The following is a 17,765-nucleotide window of genomic DNA, read 5'->3' as shown; positions in this document are numbered from 1 at the left end:
TTACTTAACCATTTTCCCCTTCAGCAGTTTCCTTACCCACAAGCGATTCGGATTCAGTCCCGCAAGCGTAACCCTGTCCAGCGGAATTGGCTCGTCGCTCATTTGCGCGGCTAATACTTCAGCCAGCAGCGGCGCAGAGCACAGCCCACGGGAACCCAGCCCGCCGAGCATAAACAGCTCCGGATACACCGGTGCGGCCACCGCCGTTTCCTTGTTTTCAGCCAGATCTTCATAGGCCGCAAGCGTCGCGTCATAGTCCGGCGCGTTGCCCGCCATCGGCAGATGATCGCGGGTGGCACAGCGCACGCCGCAGCGCGCGTCACCCTCGCTGACGTCAACCTCTTTCGCCCACGCCGCATCCGGGAAACAGTCAATCAGGCGCTGGCGATTTTGCGCCTGATCCACTTCGCTATAGCGCATATCCGTTTCGCCACGATGATAGCTGGCCCCGATGCAGTGATGGCCGTTAGACGGATTTTGCGGTGTCAGATAGCCGTCATAGCACAGCACCTGGCGCAGTTTGCCGAGCGCAGGCGCGGTGGGGATATGGCTTACCTGGCCGCCGACCGGATAAACCGGCAACGCTGCTGTCTGGATAAACTGGCTGATGTGATGCCCGTTGGCCAGCACAACGCTGGCATGGCTCGCCTCCTTGCCATCAGCAAAACGCAGATCCCAGCGTTCTGTCCGGCTGAGCGATTCCACCTTGTGGGCATACCGCACCGTCAGCCCTTGCGACTGCGCCAGGGCAATGACCGCCGCGGTCAGTTCGGCCGGGCACAGCCAGCCGCCGAGCGGGTACTGAATGCCCCCACACCCGGTTTCTACGCCAGCGGTGTCCGCCACCTCCTGAGCACTTACCGCGCGGGCAATTTCTTCCGGCAGGCCCAGCGACAGCATCTGCGCGATCTTCTGCTGGCTCTTCTCATCCCAGCCGAGCTGCGTCACGCCACACCAGTCGTGGTCGAATGCCACTGGCAGCGCGTCGTACAGGCGGCGGGCGAAGGTAAAGGCCGCGGGGAAAAACTGGAACAGGGCCGGATCGTGTGCGCTTAAAAGCGGATAGAGCGCCCCCTGACGGTTGCCGGATGCGCCGCTGGCGGGCGCGTCGTCAGCGCAGTAGAGCGTGACCTGCCAGCCACGCTGGAGAAGCGCGAGCGAGAGCAGGGCGCTGGCGATCCCACCGCCAACGATCGCTACGTCGCGCGATGCGCTGGCGCGGCGCGCAAACCAGGGCGTCTGAGCGGGGATGTCCAGCGTCTGCTCCATCCTGCCGACCAGCATGTCTCGCTTGCGGCCAAAGCCTTTGGTCTTCTGCATGGTAAAGCCCGCCTCCTGCAGCCCACGGCGGACAAAGCCCGCCGAGGTGAAGGTGGCAAGCGTCGCCCCAGGGCGCGCCAGCCGCGCCATCGCGTTAAACAGATGCTGGCTCCACATGTCCGGGTTTTTGGCAGGGGCAAAACCGTCCAGAAACCACGCGTCGACCTTCTGATTCATCGAATCGTCGAGCCTGTCGGTCAGGTCGTTGATGTCGCCGAGCCATAGGTCCAGCGTGACGCGTCCGCCGTCCAGCATCAGGCGGTGACAGCCGCCGATGTGGGGCGGCCACTGCGCCTGAAGCTGTTCTGCCCAGGGCGCAAGCTCCGGCCAGCGCTGGTGGGCAAGCCGCAGATCGTGCGCGGTGAGCGGGAATTTTTCGAAACTGATGAAATGTAATCTTTGTAGCGTAGCCTCAGGGTGAGCAGCGTGGAACTGATTAAACGCCTGCCAGAGGGTTAAAAAATTCAGACCGGTGCCGAATCCACTTTCCGCGACCACAAACAGGCTCCGCGGGTGCGCCGGGAAGCGGGTGCTGAGCTGGTTTCCGTCGAGGAAAACATAGCGAGTTTCTTCGAGTCCGTTATCATTAGAAAAATAGACGTCATCAAAATCTCGGGAAACAGGTGTACCCTCAGCGTTGAATTCGAGGTTGGCGGGTTGTATAGCGTTTTGTTTCACGTAAGTTACTCGTCTGACAGGCAGTGGCACGATCTTAACGATGTGAGTCCATCGGTGCAAATTTCCGCAGAAAATGTCTGATCGGACTTGTTCGGCGTACAAGTGTACGCTATTGTGCGACTCGAAACTTACTATAGTGCGACTTACAGAGGTATTGAATGAAACGTGCAGTGATTACTGGCCTGGGCATTGTTTCCAGCATCGGTAATAACCAGCAGGAAGTCCTGGCATCTCTGCGTGAAGGACGCTCCGGGATCACTTTCTCTGAAGAGTTTAAAGATTCAGGTATGCGTAGCCACGTATGGGGTAACGTCAAACTGGACACCACCGGTTTGATCGACCGCAAAGTGGTTCGTTTCATGAACGATGCCTCTATTTATGCTTATCTCTCCATGCAGGAAGCGATCAAAGATTCCGGCCTGAGCGAAGAGGTTTATCAGAACAACCCGCGCGTGGGTCTGATTGCCGGTTCCGGCGGCTCATCTAAAGCGCAGGTATTCGGTGCTGACGCCATGCGTAGCCCGCGTGGTCTGAAAGCGGTAGGTCCGTACGTGGTCACGAAAGCTATGGGTTCTGCGGTTTCCGCGTGCCTGGCGACCCCGTTCAAAATCCACGGTGTGAACTACTCCATCAGCTCCGCGTGTGCGACTTCCGCACACTGTATCGGTAACGCTGTTGAGCAGATCCAGCTGGGTAAACAGGACATCGTATTTGCTGGCGGCGGCGAAGAGCTGGGCTGGGAAATGGCCTGCGAATTCGACGCGATGGGCGCACTGTCCACCAAGTACAATGAGACCCCGGACAAAGCCTCCCGTACCTATGATGCGCACCGTGACGGTTTCGTTATCGCGGGCGGCGGCGGTATGGTTGTGGTTGAAGAGCTGGAGCACGCGCTGGCACGTGGCGCGCACATCTATGCTGAGATCGTGGGCTACGGCGCAACGTCTGACGGCGCCGACATGGTTGCGCCATCCGGCGAAGGCGCGGTGCGCTGCATGAAGATGGCGATGCACGGCGTTGATACCCCAATCGACTACCTGAACTCTCACGGTACTTCTACGCCGGTAGGCGACGTGAAAGAGCTGGGTGCGATCCGTGAAGTCTTCGGCGACAACAGCCCGGCAATCTCCGCGACCAAAGCCATGACCGGTCACTCTCTGGGTGCGGCTGGCGTACAGGAAGCGATCTACTCTCTGCTGATGCTGGAAAACGGCTTTATCGCGCCAAGCATCAACATCGAAGAGATGGACGAGCAGGCTGCTGGCCTGAACATCGTGACCAAACCAACGGACGCGACGCTGACTACCGTCATGTCCAACAGCTTCGGTTTCGGCGGCACCAACGCCACGCTGGTCATGCGTAAGCTGAAAGCATAAGTTTTATGTTTGATTCGAAAGGGGAGCCATAAGGCTCCCTTTTTTATGCATTGACAAGCGGCTGATCTCACAGGCAAACTTCACCACTCAACATTATCCTCACGATAATGCGTAAGCGTTTAACGTCAACCAACGCACCTTAATCCTGATAATCAGGTAGAGGGGGCGTGGCATTTCCCCGCCTTACTCTTCATTTCGGAGTAAAGCATGACTGCAGTAACTCAAACAGAAACAACCCCTTCAGCGAACGTCTCGCTGTTCCGTATCGCCTTTGCGGTATTCCTGACCTATATGACCGTTGGCCTGCCGCTGCCGGTGATCCCGCTGTTCGTACACCAGGAGCTGGGCTATGGCAACACCATGGTCGGCATCGCCGTGGGCATTCAGTTTTTAGCGACGGTTTTAACCCGCGGCTACGCCGGACGGCTGGCGGACCAGCACGGTGCCAAACGTTCGGCGCTGCAGGGCATGTTTGCCTGCGGCCTGGCGGGCGGCGCATGGCTGCTGGCGGCTGTTCTGCCGGTCGACGCGGCGTATAAATTTGCGCTGCTGGTGCTGGGCCGTTTAATTCTCGGCTTCGGTGAAAGCCAGCTGCTGACCGGCACCCTGACCTGGGGAATGGGGCTGGTAGGGCCAGCACGTTCCGGCAAGGTGATGTCCTGGAACGGCATGGCCATCTACGGCGCGCTGGCCGCCGGGGCACCGCTTGGTCTGCTGATCAACAGCCAGTTCGGTTTTGCGGCGCTGGCTGCCACCACCATGGCGCTGCCGCTGGTAGCATGGGCGTTTAACGGCTCGGTGCGTAAGGTGCCCGCGCACAAAGGCGAGCGTCCTTCCCTGTGGAGCGTGGTCGGGCAAATCTGGCAGCCGGGCTTGGGCCTGGCGCTGCAGGGCGTGGGTTTTGCGGTGATTGGGACGTTCGTCTCACTCTATTTTATGAGCCGCGGCTGGGCAATGGCCGGTTTTACGCTTACCGCGTTTGGCGGCGCGTTTGTGCTGATGCGCGTGCTTTTTGGCTGGATGCCGGATCGCTTTGGTGGCGTGAAGGTGGCGGTGGCGTCGCTGGTCATTGAAACCATCGGTCTTCTGCTGTTGTGGAATGCACCCGTGGCATCCGTTGCGCTGCTTGGTGCGGCGCTGACCGGCTGCGGCTGTTCTCTGATTTTCCCGGCACTCGGTGTAGAAGTGGTGAAGCGCGTGGCTCCGCAGGTGCGCGGGACGGCGCTCGGCGGCTATGCGGCGTTTCAGGATATCTCATACGGGGTAACCGGGCCGCTGGCCGGGGTGTTAGCCACCTCGTTTGGCTATCCGTCCGTCTTCCTGGCCGGTGCGGTTTCCGCGGTGGTGGGGATCGTGGTGACGCTGGTGGCGTTTCGCAGAACGTGAGTCGTTGTTGCCGGGTGGCGCTGCGCTTACCCGGCCTACGGTTCGAGCCGTTGTAGGCCCGGTAAGCGCAGCGCCACCGGGCAAAATATCAGGCAACCAGCCAGAAAATCGCCAGCGCAATCAGTAATGCAATAAACATCAATCCCGGACGCGCAGAAAGTGTTCTGAAGGTCTCCATGACCGGCGCAAACAGCGGGCTGTAGATCGGCTGAATATTTCTCACCTCCGGTACGCCGCCTTCGCGCTCGGCGCGGCGAATAAAGATCTGGTTGAGCAGATCCTGCACCTGCGCGGTAGTCAGTACCGTTTGCGGCGTGGCCTGCCAGTTCTGCTGGGCATAATCCCGAATCACCTCGAACTCGTGCGGCTCAAGCGGCTGTTTCAGTGCGGCCTGCACAGTATGCAGGGTAGGGGCGCTCTGGGTGCTGAGCGTCTGGCGTGCCTGGAGCCAGGTCACCAGATGGGTAAACTGTTTGGCCGGGATCAGCTCGCCTGCCTTCACGCCCGACAGCTCCAGCATGGATTGCCAGATAAGCTTCGTCGGCTCGCCGGTGGCCGCGGCCAGCTTTGTCACCATCTGCTTGAGCGTATTGTGCTCGGCGGGCAGCAGCGGACGCTCGGTCGCCGGGCGCACCTGCGGCTGCGGAATCGACAGCTCATTGTTCTGCAGCAGCGTCAGCACGGTTTTGAGCTGGTCGGGCGTAAGCTGGCCCAGCGCGGTCTGACCATACTGCTGGCGAATAAAATCACTCACCGCCTGGCGGTTATTTCCCTGGCCCAGCAGCTCCGTCAGCTGAGAAACAATCTGGCGCGTGGTGTGGTTCTGCTGCGCGTTCGTAATACGCTGGTTCAGATTTTGCTCGGCAGCGGGGAAATGGCGCGACTGCAGCGGTGCGTCGTTCCTCACGCCTAAATCATGCTTCACCCCGGCCCAGACTTCCGCGTTTTGCTGTGAAGTCAGCGCAATCAGGCGCGTGATCAGTCGCTCCAGCACGGTGCGCTGTTGCGTGGATAGCGGTTGTTCACCGGCAACGTTTGGCGTGACGGGGCCTTCACCCGGAGGGCGTGGCGGCGTACCTGAAATGGGCTGCATCGTCAAAAATCCTTAAAGTCAAAACTCAGCGTAAACCTGGCAGACGTATATGCCTGGCGGCCAGATTATGGCACACTTGGCAGGTTTTCTTCCTCTCAAACAGGTACTCAGACGTGAAAATCCTCGTTGATGAAAATATGCCTTACGCCCGTGAGCTGTTTAGCCGCCTGGGTAACGTTAAGGCTGTTCCTGGTCGCCCGATCCCGGTCAACGAACTGGACGATGCCGACGCCCTGATGGTGCGCTCGGTGACCAAAGTAAATGAGGCGTTGCTCGCCGGTAAGGCGATTAAGTTCGTTGGGACCGCAACGGCAGGGACCGATCATGTGGATGATAAATGGCTGAAGCAGGCCGGAATCGGTTTCTCCGCCGCGCCGGGCTGTAACGCGATTGCCGTCGTGGAATACGTTTTCTCCTCGCTGCTGATGCTGGCCGAGCGCGACGGGTTTGCGCTGAAAGACCGCACCGTGGGGATTGTCGGCGTGGGTAACGTCGGCGGACGCCTGCAAAAGCGCCTGGAAGCGTTAGGGATCCGCACGTTGCTGTGCGATCCGCCGCGCAAAGACAACGGCGATGACGGGGATTTCCGTTCGCTGGACGAGCTGGTTGAACAGTGCGACGTGCTGACGTTCCACACGCCGCTGTTTAAAGAGGGGCCGTATAAGTCTCTGCATCTGGCCGATGAGGCGTTAATTCGCCGTCTGAAGGCTGGCACTATTCTGATAAATGCCTGCCGTGGTCCGGTAGTCGATAACGCCGCGCTGCTGACGTGTCTGAACGAAGGACAAGACCTCAGCGTGGTGCTGGACGTCTGGGAGCCTGAGCCGGACCTCAACGTTGAGCTGCTAAATAAGGTTGATGTGGGCACGGCGCATATCGCTGGTTATACCCTCGAAGGGAAAGCCCGCGGTACGACGCAGGTCTTCGAAGCCTACAGCGCCTTTATCGGCCATCCGCAGCAGGTGGCGCTGGATACCTTACTCCCCGCGCCTGAATTTGGCCGCATTACCCTTCACGGTCCGCTCGATCAGGCAACGCTGAAAAGGCTGGTGCATTTGGTGTATGATGTGCGCCGCGATGATGCGCTGCTGCGTAAAGTGGCGGGGATCCCGGGTGAGTTTGATAAGCTGCGCAAGAACTACGTTGAGCGCCGCGAGTGGTCTTCCCTCTATGTGATGTGCGACGACGCGTCGGCGGCGACGCTGCTGCACAAGCTGGGGTTTAACGCCGTTCATCACCCGGCGCATTAATGTCTTCTTAATGCTCCCTGTCGGATACTCCGACAGGGACGCTTTTTTATTTCTGGAGTAAACCACCATGTCTGAAGGCTGGAACATTGCCATTTTAGGTGCCACGGGTGCCGTGGGCGAAGCCCTGCTCGAAACGCTTGCTGAGCGTCAGTTCCCGGTGGGCGATATCTATGCGCTGGCGCGAACGGATAGCGCGGGTGAGCATCTGCGTTTTAACAATAAATCCGTCATGGTTCAGGATGCGGCGGCGTTCGACTGGACGCAGGCGCAGCTGGCGTTTTTCGCCGCGGGCGCTGAAGCCACTGCGGCGTACGTTGAAGAGGCGACCAACGCAGGCTGCCTGGTCATCGATCTGAGCGGTCTGTTCTCCATGGAGCCGGATGTGCCGCTGGTGGTGCCGGACGTGAACCCGTTTGTACTGGCTGACTACCGCAACCGTAACGTCATTGCAGTACCGAACAGCCTGACCAGCCAGCTGCTGACCGCCCTGAAACCGCTGATCGACGACGGCGGCCTGTCGCGCATTACCGTGACCAGCCTGCTGTCCGCGTCCGCAAACGGCAAAAAGGCCGTTGACGCGCTGGCCGGGCAGAGCGCGAAGCTGCTGAACGGTATCCCGATTGACGAAGATGATTTCTTTGGCCGCCAGCTGGCGTTCAACATGCTGCCGCTGCTGCCGGACCGCGAGGGTTCCGTGCGCGAAGAGCGTCGTATCGTTGATGAGGTGCGTAAAATTCTGCAGGACGATGGCCTGATGATCTCCGCAAGCGTCGTGCAGTCCCCGGTCTTCTACGGTCACGCGCAGATGGTCGGCTTTGAAGCGCTGCGTCCCCTGGCGGCAGAAGAGGCGCGCGATGCGTTTGGCCGCGGGGAAGACATCGTTCTCTCTGAAGAGAGTGAGTTCCCGACGCAGGTAGGCGACGCCACCGGCAGCGCGCATCTTTCCGTTGGCTGCGTGCGTAACGACTACGGTATGCCGGAGCAGGTTCAGTTCTGGTCCGTTGCCGACAACGTTCGTTTCGGCGGCGCGCTGATGGCGGTCAAGATCGCTGAAAAACTGGTGCAGGAGTATCTGTACTGATGTCAGACGTGGAACAAAAGCCGGTTCATAAAATTGCCCTCGGTATTGAGTACGATGGCAGTAAATATTATGGCTGGCAGCGTCAGAATGAGGTGCGCAGCGTCCAGGAGAAACTGGAGAAAGCGCTCTCTCAGGTGGCAAACGAGCCGATTAACGTCCTGTGCGCAGGCCGTACGGATGCAGGCGTTCACGGCACGGGGCAGGTGGTACACTTTGAGACCACCGCCGTGCGTAAGGATGCCGCCTGGACGCTGGGTGTAAATGCGAATTTGCCTGGTGACATTGCGGTGCGCTGGGTGAAAGCTGTGCCGGATGATTTTCATGCGCGTTTCAGCGCCACCGCGCGTCGTTACCGTTATGTCATCTACAACCAGCGTCTGCGTCCGGCGGTGTTAAGCCAGGGCGTGACGCATTTTTATGAACCGCTCGATGCGGAACGCATGCATCGCGCGGCGCAGTGTCTGATTGGTGAAAATGACTTTACCTCGTTTCGTGCGGTGCAGTGTCAGTCCCGCACGCCGTGGCGTAATGTCATGCACATTCACGTCAGCCGTTTTGGCGCGTATGTGGTGGTGGATATCAAAGCCAATGCCTTTGTACATCATATGGTGCGGAATATTGTGGGCAGCCTGATGGAAGTGGGTGCCGGACACCAGCCGGAGAGCTGGATTGCAGACCTGCTGGCAGCGAAGGACAGAACGCTTGCGGCAGCCACGGCGAAAGCGGAAGGGCTGTATCTGGTCTCGGTAGACTATCCGGATCGGTTTGACCTGCCGAAACCGCCAATGGGGCCGCTGTTTTTAGCGGACTAAACAAAGGTGCAATTAAGGCTTAGACAATATGGACGTAATTCGTTTTTTGATTGATTTCATCCTGCATATTGATGTTCACCTGGCAGAGCTGGTCGCGCAGTATGGCGTCTGGGTTTATGCCATTCTGTTCCTCATTCTGTTCTGTGAAACCGGGCTGGTTGTCACGCCGTTCCTGCCGGGCGATTCACTGCTGTTTGTCGCCGGGGCGTTATCGGCGCTGCCCACCAACGATCTGAATGTGCATCTTATGGTGGTGCTGATGGTGATTGCCGCCATCGTCGGTGATGCGGTCAACTACACGATTGGACGCGTATTCGGTGAGCGGCTGTTCAGCAATCCCGATTCAAAAATTTTCCGTCGCAGTTATTTAGATAAAACTCATGCGTTTTATGAACGCCATGGCGGAAAAACCATTATCCTTGCGCGCTTTGTGCCTATTGTGCGTACATTTGCACCGTTTGTGGCGGGAATGGGACATATGTCCTATCGTCATTTTGCCATGTATAACGTCGTGGGGGCGCTGCTTTGGGTACTGCTGTTTACCTATGCAGGCTACCTGTTTGGCGATCTCCCTGTGGTTCAGGAAAATCTTAAGTTACTGATTGTAGCGATTATTGTGCTTTCCGTACTGCCGGGCGTTATCGAAATCATTCGTCATAAACGTGCGGCGGCAAAGCAAGCGAAGTAAATGCACGCTGGCGGTTCGACCACTTTTTTATCCAAAGTTTCGGGCTGTTATGTTTTAATGTGCAACATTCATGGTCTGTTGGAGGCAAAAATGGCATTATTCGCCTCTTATAGCAAAACTGGCATACGACCAGGTTCAGGCAGAAAGGTTATCAATGAGCTGGATTGAACGAATTAAAAGCAACATTACCCCAACGCGTAAAGCGAGCATTCCTGAAGGGGTATGGACGAAGTGTGATAGCTGCGGCCAGGTTCTGTATCGCGCAGAGCTGGAGCGCAACCTTGAGGTGTGTCCGAAGTGTGACCACCATATGCGTATGTCGGCGCGCAACCGCCTGCATAGCCTGCTGGACGAAGGTTCTCTGGTAGAACTGGGCAGCGAGCTTGAGCCAAAAGACGTGCTGAAGTTCCGCGACTCCAAAAAATATAAAGATCGTCTGGCCTCCGCACAGAAAGAGACCGGTGAGAAAGACGCGCTGGTCGTCATGAAAGGTACCCTGCATGGGATGCCGGTTGTTGCCGCTGCGTTTGAGTTCTCCTTTATGGGTGGCTCAATGGGCTCCGTGGTCGGTGCGCGCTTCGTGCGTGCCGTTGAGCAGGCGCTGGAAGACAACTGTCCGCTGATCTGCTTCTCTGCCTCCGGCGGAGCACGTATGCAGGAAGCCCTGATGTCCCTGATGCAGATGGCTAAAACCTCTGCAGCGCTGGCGAAGATGCAGGAGCGCGGTCTGCCGTACATCTCCGTGCTGACCGACCCAACCATGGGCGGCGTCTCCGCGAGCTTCGCGATGCTGGGCGACCTGAACGTCGCTGAGCCAAAAGCGCTGATCGGCTTTGCGGGTCCTCGCGTTATCGAGCAGACCGTTCGTGAAAAACTGCCGCCGGGATTCCAGCGCAGTGAGTTCCTCATTGAGAAAGGCGCCATCGACATGATCGTCCGCCGTCCGGAAATGCGCCTAAAGCTGGCGCGCATCCTGGCGAAGCTGATGAATCTGCCAGCGCCGAACCCGGATGAGCCGCGTGAAGGCGTGGTGGTACCGGATCAGGAACCCGAGGCCTGATAACTGAAAAGGGCAGGGCCGGTTGGCGCTGCCCTTTTGCTTTCTAATCTGTTAATGACAACCGGGCATTATGGAAAATAAAAGCATTCCCCAAGCCACGTCGCCCCTGGCCGCGTGGCTTTCTTATCTGGAAAACCTGCACAGTAAAACCATCGATATGGGGCTTGAACGCGTAAGCCAGGTTGCGGCGCGTCTTGACGTGCTGAAACCGGCGCCTTTCGTGTTCACCGTCGCGGGAACCAACGGTAAAGGCACGACCTGCCGTACGCTGGAATCCGTCCTGATGGCGGCGGGTTACAGGGTTGGCGTTTACAGCTCTCCACACCTGGTACGCTACACCGAGCGGGTTCGTGTGCAGAACCGCGAGCTGCCGGAATCCGCGCATACGGCGTCGTTCGCGGAAATTGAAGCCGCGCGCGGAGAGATCTCATTAACCTATTTTGAATACGGTACCCTGTCGGCCCTGTGGCTGTTTAAACAGGCGCAGCTGGATGTGGTGATCCTTGAGGTTGGTCTTGGCGGACGTCTTGATGCGACCAATATCGTCGATGCAGACGTGGCGGTAGTGACCAGCATCGCGCTGGATCATATCGACTGGCTGGGGCCCGATCGTGAAAGCATTGGCCGCGAGAAGGCCGGTATTTTCCGGGCAAATAAACCTGCCGTGGTGGGCGAGCCGGACATGCCGCACACCATTGCTGACGTGGCGAACGAAAAGGGCGCACAGCTGCTGCGCCGCGGCGTTGACTGGCAGTATGAGGTTCAGGACAACGGCTGGCGCTTTAGCGACGCGCAGGGGGCGCTGGATAACCTGCCGCTGCCGCAGGTCCCGCAGCCAAACGCGGCAACCGCGCTGGCGGCACTGCGCGCCAGCGGCCTCGCGGTCAGCGAACAGGCGATCCGCGAGGGTATACAAAACGCGATTCTGCCAGGACGTTTCCAGATTGTGAGCGAGTCACCGCGCCTGATTCTGGATGTGGCGCACAACCCCCACGCGGCGGCGTATCTCGCGGGACGTCTCAAATCGTTACCAAAAACCGGGCGCGTGCTGGCGGTTATCGGTATGCTTCATGATAAAGATATCGGCGGGACGCTGGCCTGCATGGAGAGTGTGGTCGATAGCTGGTATTGTGCTCCTCTGGAGGGGCCACGCGGCGCGACGGCTGAGCAGCTGATGGAACATCTCGGCAAAGGCGCAATCTACAGTAGTGTGGCGCAGGCCTGGCATGCCGCGATGGCGGAGGCTAAACCAGAAGATACCGTGCTGGTGTGTGGTTCATTCCACACGGTGGCACATGTCATGGAAGTGATGGACGCGGGGAGAACCGGTGGCGAGTAAGTTTCAGAACCGTTTAACAGGAACCATTGTGCTGGTCGCGCTCGGGGTGATTATTCTTCCCGGGCTGCTCGACGGGCAGAAAAAGCATTATCAGGATGAGTTTGCCGCGATTCCGCTGGTGCCGAAACCGGGCGACCGCGATGAGCCGGATATGCTGCCCGCGGCGACGCAGGCGCTGCCTGCTCAGCCTCCGGAAGGGGCGGCGGAAGAGGTGCGCGCGGGGGATGCCGCCGCACCGTCGCTCGATCCGTCTCGCCTGGCGGCCACGAGCAACAGCGATATCGATCCTGTGCCGGTCGAGCAGCCTAAACCGGTTGAAAAACCGAAGCCGGTTGAGAAGCCGCAGCCGAAACCGCAGCGTGATAAAGCGGCAGAACAGCTCGCCGCAGCGTCAGAGACGCCTCCGCCAGCAAAACCGACGCAGCAGGACGCTGCTGCCCCAACGGGCAAAGCCTACGTGGTGCAGCTCGGTGCGCTGAAAAATGCGGACAAGGTGAATGAGGTGGTGGGTAAACTGCGCAGTGCGGGATATCGTGTTTACACTTCACCTTCCACGCCGGTGCAGGGTAAAATTACCCGTATCCTCGTGGGGCCAGAAGCGTCTAAAGACAAACTGAAAGGGTCGCTGGGTGAGCTGAAGCAGATCTCCGGCCTGAGCGGTGTGGTGATGGGCTACAGCGCGAACTAAGCACGACCTGCTCCTGTAAGAGAGAGGCGATAAGCCACGGCGTTGAACATTTTTTCAGCGCCTTTTTTATTTACGCGCGGGAAGGAAATCTCTACGCAAACGTTTTCTTTTTCTGTTAGAATTCGCCCCGAACTGGATGACAGGGCGTTTAATCGTGGGACACATATGGTCTGGATTGATTACGCCATCATTGCGGTGATTGGTTTTTCCTGTCTGGTTAGCCTGATCCGTGGCTTTGTTCGTGAAGCGTTATCGCTGGTGACCTGGGGTTGTGCTTTCTTTGTCGCCAGTCATTACTACACTTACCTGTCTGTCTGGTTCACGGGCTTTGAAGATGAACTGGTCCGAAATGGAATCGCTATCGCGGTGCTGTTTATCGCAACGCTGATTGTCGGCGCTATCGTCAATTACGTGATAGGTCAGCTGGTCGAGAAAACCGGTCTGTCAGGAACGGACAGGGTACTCGGGATCTGTTTCGGGGCGTTGCGAGGCGTGCTGATTGTGGCCGCGATCCTGTTCTTCCTGGATACCTTTACCGGGTTCTCCAAAAGTGAAGACTGGCAGAAATCGCAGCTCATTCCAGAGTTCAGCTTCATCATCAGATGGTTCTTTGACTATCTGCAAAGCTCGTCGAGTTTTTTGCCCAGGGCATAAACCCTGAGATGTGGCTTAACGAGGAAAAGACGAATGTGCGGTATTGTCGGTATCGCCGGTTTCATGCCGGTAAACCAGTCGATTTATGACGCGTTAACGGTGCTTCAGCACCGTGGACAGGATGCTGCGGGTATCATCACCATTGATGCAAACAACTGCTTCCGTTTACGCAAGGCGAATGGCCTGGTAAACGATGTGTTTGAAGCCCGCCATATGCAGCGTCTGCAAGGTAATATGGGGATCGGTCACGTTCGTTATCCTACCGCTGGCAGTTCCAGCGCCTCTGAGGCACAGCCTTTCTACGTCAACTCACCGTATGGCATCACCCTTGCCCATAACGGCAACCTGACCAACGCGCATGAGCTGCGTAAAAAGCTGTTCGAAGAGAAACGTCGCCACATTAACACCACCTCTGATTCTGAAATCCTGCTCAACGTGTTCGCCAGCGAGCTGGATAACTTCCGTCACTATCCGCTGGAAGCGGACAACATTTTTGCCGCGATTGCCGCGACAAACCGTCAGATCCGCGGCGCGTACGCCTGCGTGGCGATGATCATCGGTCACGGCATGGTGGCCTTCCGCGATCCAAACGGCATTCGTCCGCTGGTGCTCGGCAAGCGCGACCTCGGCGATGGCCGTACCGAATATATGGTTGCCTCGGAGAGCGTGGCGCTGGATACCCTGGGCTTCGAATTCCTGCGCGACGTTGCGCCGGGCGAAGCGGTCTACATCACCGAGAAGGGCCAGCTGTTCACCCGTCAGTGTGCCGACAACCCGGTCAGCAACCCGTGCCTGTTTGAATACGTCTATTTTGCCCGTCCGGATTCGTTCATCGACAAGATTTCCGTCTACAGCGCGCGCGTCAACATGGGCACGAAGCTCGGCGAGAAGATTGCCCGCGAGTGGGACGATCTCGACATCGACGTGGTGATTCCTATCCCGGAAACCTCCTGCGATATCGCGCTGGAGATCGCCCGCATTCTGGATAAGCCATACCGTCAGGGCTTCGTGAAGAACCGCTACGTTGGCCGCACCTTTATCATGCCGGGGCAGCATCTGCGCCGTAAGTCCGTGCGCCGCAAGCTGAACGCTAACCGCGCGGAATTCCGCGACAAGAATGTTCTGCTGGTGGATGACTCCATCGTTCGCGGTACCACTTCTGAGCAGATTATCGAGATGGCACGCGAAGCGGGTGCGAAGAAAGTCTATCTGGCCTCTGCTGCGCCGGAGATTCGCTTCCCGAACGTGTACGGTATTGATATGCCAACCGCCAACGAGCTGATCGCTCATGGCCGTGAAGTGGATGAAATTCGCCAGATCATCGGTGCTGACGGCCTGATTTTCCAGGACCTCAACGATCTCATCGACGCGGTGCGTGCCGAGAATCCGGAAATTCAGCAGTTTGAATGCTCCGTGTTCAACGGCATTTACGTGACCAAAGACGTTGACCAGCAGTACCTCGACTATCTTGATTCGCTGCGCAACGACGACGCCAAAGCCGTTCAGCTGCAAAACGATCTCGAAAGCTTAGAGATGCACAACGAAGGTTGATGTTCCGGCAGGTGAGGGCGTATGCCCTCACTTGCAACTCCCCGCAAAATCCTGCACAGTCTGCCCTGAAATCAGTAAGGGCGAAAATCATGAAACGACTCATAGTTGGGCTCAGCGGTGCCAGCGGTGCGATTTACGGCGTACGTTTGCTACAGGTTCTGCGTAACGTGGCGGACGTCGAAACCCATCTGGTGATGAGCCAGGCGGCGCGGCAGACCCTCTCTCTGGAAACCGATCTCTCCTTGCGTGATGTTCAGGCGCTTGCGGATGTCGTTCACGATGCCCGTGATATCGCCGCCAGCATCTCCTCAGGCTCGTTTAAAACCGCCGGCATGGTGATCCTGCCCTGTTCAATCAAAACGCTCTCCGGCATTGTGAACAGCTATACCGACACCCTGGTGACGCGTGCGGCGGATGTGGTGCTGAAGGAGCGGCGTCCTCTGGTGCTGTGCGTGCGGGAAACGCCGCTGCACCTGGGCCATCTGCGCTTAATGACGCAGGCTGCTGAGCTGGGTGCTGTCATCATGCCGCCGGTGCCCGCGTTCTACCATCGTCCGCAAACGCTGGACGACATTATCAACCAGACCGTTAACCGCGTACTCGATCAGTTCGACATCGACCTGCCCGAGGATCTCTTCACCCGCTGGCAGGGTGCCTGAATCTGTGCACATAGCCGGTGCATGAAAAGACACGTTGCCCTGTTTCAGGGCAATTATGCAACGGCGATCATATCCTCGACATTTAATTCGTTTTTTCCCTTTTTCTCTCTCCGGTTCGTTCGGCAGACCTGCTATCTTTCACCATTAAGGCAGTATCGCAACGTTTTATTAACATATTTAACGTCGAAGTTTTAACCAGACGGCAATGTGGCATAAGACCTGCAAGATGAAGCCTGCAACACAACACACAACACAATACATAATAAAATCACGGTACTTGAGGGTAAATGTATGAAGAAGACGGTTCTGGCTCTGTCTTTGCTGGTGGGGTTAAGTGCGGCAGCAGGTAGCTACGCAGCGCTTCCACAGACGGTTCGTATCGGTACAGACGCAACCTACGCGCCATTCTCTTCCAAGGATGCGAAAGGCGATTTCGTGGGGTTTGATATCGATCTGGGTAATGAAATGTGCAAACGTATTGCGGTGAAATGCACATGGGTGGGCAGCGACTTTGACGCGTTAATTCCGTCGCTTAAAGCCAAGAAAATCGACGCCATTATCTCTTCTCTTTCCATCACTGAAAAACGCCAGCAGGAGATTGCCTTCTCTGACAAGCTCTACGCCGCGGATTCTCGCCTGATTGCGCCTAAAGGCTCCCCGATTAAGCCCACCATCGACTCGCTGAAAGGCAAGCATGTCGGCGTGCTTCAGGGCTCGACGCAGGAAGGCTATGCCAATGCTAACTGGCGTGAGAAGGGCGTAGACGTGGTGGCTTACCAGAACCAGGATCTGATTTACTCTGACCTGGCGGCAGGCCGTCTGGATGCGGCATTCCAGGATGAAGTCGCTGCGAGCGAAGGCTTCCTGAAGCAACCTGCGGGTAAAGACTACGCGTTTGCAGGCCCGTCGGTGAAAGATAAAAAGTACTTTGGCGATGGCACCGGGATTGGCCTGCGTAAGGATGATACCGAGCTGAAAGCCGCCTTCGACAAAGCCTTTGCAGAGCTGCGTAAAGACGGTACGTACGACAAACTGGCGAAGAAATACTTCGACTTCAACGTATACGGTGAATAACACCTGACGGTGACGCACCGGAAAGGTGCGTTACGGGAGCGGTTGACCCAATACGGTGCATTTGATGCACTGTATTGGATCGCTGTGTGCATACTTACGCATTAATAATGCAAAAATTCCCGCTGGAAAGGCATTAATCTTTGCCTGACTGAGGGGATTAATGGCACATTAGCACCACCCCGTCGTCGTAAAAATCCCGTATGAAGACAGTTTGTTGAGGACAAATATGAAAAAACTCGTGTTGTCATTATCACTGGTACTGGCCTTTTCCAGCGCCACCGCGGCATTCGCAGCTATTCCGCAGAAAATTCGAATTGGTACCGACCCTACCTATGCGCCGTTCGAATCGAAGAATTCAAAGGGTGAACTGGTCGGTTTTGACATCGATCTGGCCAATGAGCTGTGCAAACGCATCAAAGCACAGTGTACCTACGTTGAGAACCCGCTGGATGCGCTGATCCCGTCCCTGAAAGCGAAAAAAATCGACGTAATCATGTCCTCCCTCTCCATCACTGAAAAACGCCAGCAGGAGATTGCCTTCACCGACAAACTCTACGCGGCCGATTCACGTCTGGTAGTGGCGAAATCGTCTGATATTCAGCCAACGCTGGAATCGCTGAAGGGCAAACGCGTGGGCGTGCTGCAGGGTACCACTCAGGAAACCTACGGCAACGAGCACTGGGCACCGAAGGGGATTGAAATTGTCTCCTATCAGGGCCAGGAAAATATCTACGCTGACCTGACGGCAGGCCGTATTGATGCCGCATTCCAGGATGAAGTCGCGGCTAGTGAAGGCTTCCTGAAAACGCCGGTAGGTAAAGATTACAAGTTTGGCGGCCCGTCCATTAAGGATGTGAAGCTGTTTGGTGTGGGCACCGGTATGGGCCTGCGCAAAGAAGACAACGAGCTGCGTGAGGCGCTGAACAAGGCGTTCGCTGAAATGCGCGCAGACGGCACCTACGACAAGCTGGCGAAAAAGTACTTTGATTTTAATGTTTACGGCGGCTAATCGCCCCGTCATATAACGTGCGGCCCCTCCCACGGCGGGAGGGGAAA

Annotated in this window: 16 protein-coding genes; 14 read left to right on the top strand and 2 right to left on the bottom strand. The window is 57.3% G+C overall.

Features of this window, described 5'->3' with window-relative positions:
* A complete protein-coding gene (mnmC, locus tag ACEPLT_RS15880) occupies positions 1–1,998 on the bottom strand; it encodes a bifunctional tRNA (5-methylaminomethyl-2-thiouridine)(34)-methyltransferase MnmD/FAD-dependent 5-carboxymethylaminomethyl-2-thiouridine(34) oxidoreductase MnmC (protein ID WP_232929073.1) in 1,998 nt (665 codons plus the stop codon).
* Positions 1,999–2,156: 158 nt separating this feature from the next.
* On the opposite strand from mnmC, the gene fabB reads away from it, so the two are divergent.
* A complete protein-coding gene (gene fabB / locus ACEPLT_RS15875; protein WP_008502605.1) occupies positions 2,157–3,374 on the top strand; it encodes a beta-ketoacyl-ACP synthase I in 1,218 nt (405 codons plus the stop codon).
* Positions 3,375–3,581: 207 nt separating this feature from the next.
* Entirely contained in the window at positions 3,582–4,760 is a 1,179-nt protein-coding gene (locus tag ACEPLT_RS15870; protein ID WP_063435553.1) for an MFS transporter, read from the top strand.
* An 88-nt stretch (positions 4,761–4,848) separates the two neighbouring features.
* Here the strand turns inward: ACEPLT_RS15870 and flk are convergent, their stop codons facing one another.
* Positions 4,849–5,853 carry a flagella biosynthesis regulator Flk gene (flk, locus tag ACEPLT_RS15865; RefSeq protein WP_232929075.1) on the bottom strand — a complete coding sequence of 335 codons (1,005 nt, stop codon included), beginning with the start codon at positions 5,851–5,853 and terminating at the stop codon, positions 4,849–4,851.
* A 113-nt stretch (positions 5,854–5,966) separates the two neighbouring features.
* On the opposite strand from flk, the gene pdxB reads away from it, so the two are divergent.
* The 12 genes from pdxB to hisJ all read left to right on the top strand — a co-directional run bounded on the left by pdxB (position 5,967) and on the right by hisJ (position 17,718).
* Complete coding sequence (gene pdxB, locus ACEPLT_RS15860; protein ID WP_023294134.1) at positions 5,967–7,103, top strand: 4-phosphoerythronate dehydrogenase PdxB; 1,137 nt, start codon at positions 5,967–5,969, stop codon at positions 7,101–7,103.
* A gap of 67 nt (positions 7,104–7,170) precedes the next feature.
* The gene (locus ACEPLT_RS15855; RefSeq protein WP_023325776.1) at positions 7,171–8,184 is read left to right on the top strand and encodes an aspartate-semialdehyde dehydrogenase; all 1,014 of its coding nucleotides are present in this window, start codon (positions 7,171–7,173) and stop codon (positions 8,182–8,184) included.
* Positions 8,184–8,996, top strand: a complete 813-nt coding sequence (gene truA, locus ACEPLT_RS15850; protein WP_021241572.1) for a tRNA pseudouridine(38-40) synthase TruA — start codon at positions 8,184–8,186, stop codon at positions 8,994–8,996. Before ACEPLT_RS15855 ends, truA begins: the two co-directional genes overlap by 1 nt.
* Before the next feature lie 28 nt (positions 8,997–9,024).
* Positions 9,025–9,684, top strand: a complete 660-nt coding sequence (locus ACEPLT_RS15845) for a DedA family protein (RefSeq protein WP_008502599.1) — start codon at positions 9,025–9,027, stop codon at positions 9,682–9,684.
* 154 nt (positions 9,685–9,838) lie between these two features.
* Positions 9,839–10,744 carry an acetyl-CoA carboxylase, carboxyltransferase subunit beta gene (gene accD / locus ACEPLT_RS15840; protein WP_008502598.1) on the top strand — a complete coding sequence of 302 codons (906 nt, stop codon included), beginning with the start codon at positions 9,839–9,841 and terminating at the stop codon, positions 10,742–10,744.
* Between the two features lie 70 nt (positions 10,745–10,814).
* Positions 10,815–12,083, top strand: a complete 1,269-nt coding sequence (gene folC, locus ACEPLT_RS15835) for a bifunctional tetrahydrofolate synthase/dihydrofolate synthase (protein ID WP_232929079.1) — start codon at positions 10,815–10,817, stop codon at positions 12,081–12,083.
* Complete coding sequence (dedD, locus tag ACEPLT_RS15830; protein WP_008502596.1) at positions 12,073–12,771, top strand: cell division protein DedD; 699 nt, start codon at positions 12,073–12,075, stop codon at positions 12,769–12,771. Before folC ends, dedD begins: the two co-directional genes overlap by 11 nt.
* A gap of 165 nt (positions 12,772–12,936) precedes the next feature.
* Positions 12,937–13,425 carry a colicin V production protein gene (gene cvpA / locus ACEPLT_RS15825; protein WP_000262116.1) on the top strand — a complete coding sequence of 163 codons (489 nt, stop codon included), beginning with the start codon at positions 12,937–12,939 and terminating at the stop codon, positions 13,423–13,425.
* 33 nt (positions 13,426–13,458) lie between these two features.
* Complete coding sequence (gene purF, locus ACEPLT_RS15820) at positions 13,459–14,976, top strand: amidophosphoribosyltransferase (RefSeq protein WP_021241570.1); 1,518 nt, start codon at positions 13,459–13,461, stop codon at positions 14,974–14,976.
* Between the two features lie 89 nt (positions 14,977–15,065).
* Complete coding sequence (locus tag ACEPLT_RS15815) at positions 15,066–15,635, top strand: UbiX family flavin prenyltransferase (protein ID WP_023344598.1); 570 nt, start codon at positions 15,066–15,068, stop codon at positions 15,633–15,635.
* 291 nt (positions 15,636–15,926) lie between these two features.
* Entirely contained in the window at positions 15,927–16,709 is a 783-nt protein-coding gene (gene argT / locus ACEPLT_RS15810; protein WP_008502593.1) for a lysine/arginine/ornithine ABC transporter substrate-binding protein ArgT, read from the top strand.
* Between the two features lie 226 nt (positions 16,710–16,935).
* Entirely contained in the window at positions 16,936–17,718 is a 783-nt protein-coding gene (hisJ, locus tag ACEPLT_RS15805; protein WP_008502592.1) for a histidine ABC transporter substrate-binding protein HisJ, read from the top strand.
* Positions 17,719–17,765 lie beyond the last annotated feature (47 nt).

Source organism: Enterobacter sp. fkY84-1 (genome assembly GCF_052974705.1).
This window is presented reverse-complemented; position numbering and strand designations above follow the sequence as displayed.

Bases quoted from the DNA above. Each gene is read 5' to 3' on its own strand.
- fabB (WP_008502605.1), top strand. From the start codon at position 2,157: ATGAAACGTGCAGTGATTACTGGCCTGGGCATTGTTTCCAGCATCGGT.
- ACEPLT_RS15870 (WP_063435553.1), top strand. From the start codon at position 3,582: ATGACTGCAGTAACTCAAACAGAAACAACCCCTTCAGCGAACGTCTCG.
- flk (WP_232929075.1), bottom strand. From the start codon at position 5,853: ATGCAGCCCATTTCAGGTACGCCGCCACGCCCTCCGGGTGAAGGCCCC.
- ACEPLT_RS15855 (WP_023325776.1), top strand. From the start codon at position 7,171: ATGTCTGAAGGCTGGAACATTGCCATTTTAGGTGCCACGGGTGCCGTG.
- truA (WP_021241572.1), top strand. From the start codon at position 8,184: ATGTCAGACGTGGAACAAAAGCCGGTTCATAAAATTGCCCTCGGTATT.
- ACEPLT_RS15845 (WP_008502599.1), top strand. From the start codon at position 9,025: ATGGACGTAATTCGTTTTTTGATTGATTTCATCCTGCATATTGATGTT.
- accD (WP_008502598.1), top strand. From the start codon at position 9,839: ATGAGCTGGATTGAACGAATTAAAAGCAACATTACCCCAACGCGTAAA.
- folC (WP_232929079.1), top strand. From the start codon at position 10,815: ATGGAAAATAAAAGCATTCCCCAAGCCACGTCGCCCCTGGCCGCGTGG.
- cvpA (WP_000262116.1), top strand. From the start codon at position 12,937: ATGGTCTGGATTGATTACGCCATCATTGCGGTGATTGGTTTTTCCTGT.
- purF (WP_021241570.1), top strand. From the start codon at position 13,459: ATGTGCGGTATTGTCGGTATCGCCGGTTTCATGCCGGTAAACCAGTCG.
- ACEPLT_RS15815 (WP_023344598.1), top strand. From the start codon at position 15,066: ATGAAACGACTCATAGTTGGGCTCAGCGGTGCCAGCGGTGCGATTTAC.
- argT (WP_008502593.1), top strand. From the start codon at position 15,927: ATGAAGAAGACGGTTCTGGCTCTGTCTTTGCTGGTGGGGTTAAGTGCG.
- hisJ (WP_008502592.1), top strand. From the start codon at position 16,936: ATGAAAAAACTCGTGTTGTCATTATCACTGGTACTGGCCTTTTCCAGC.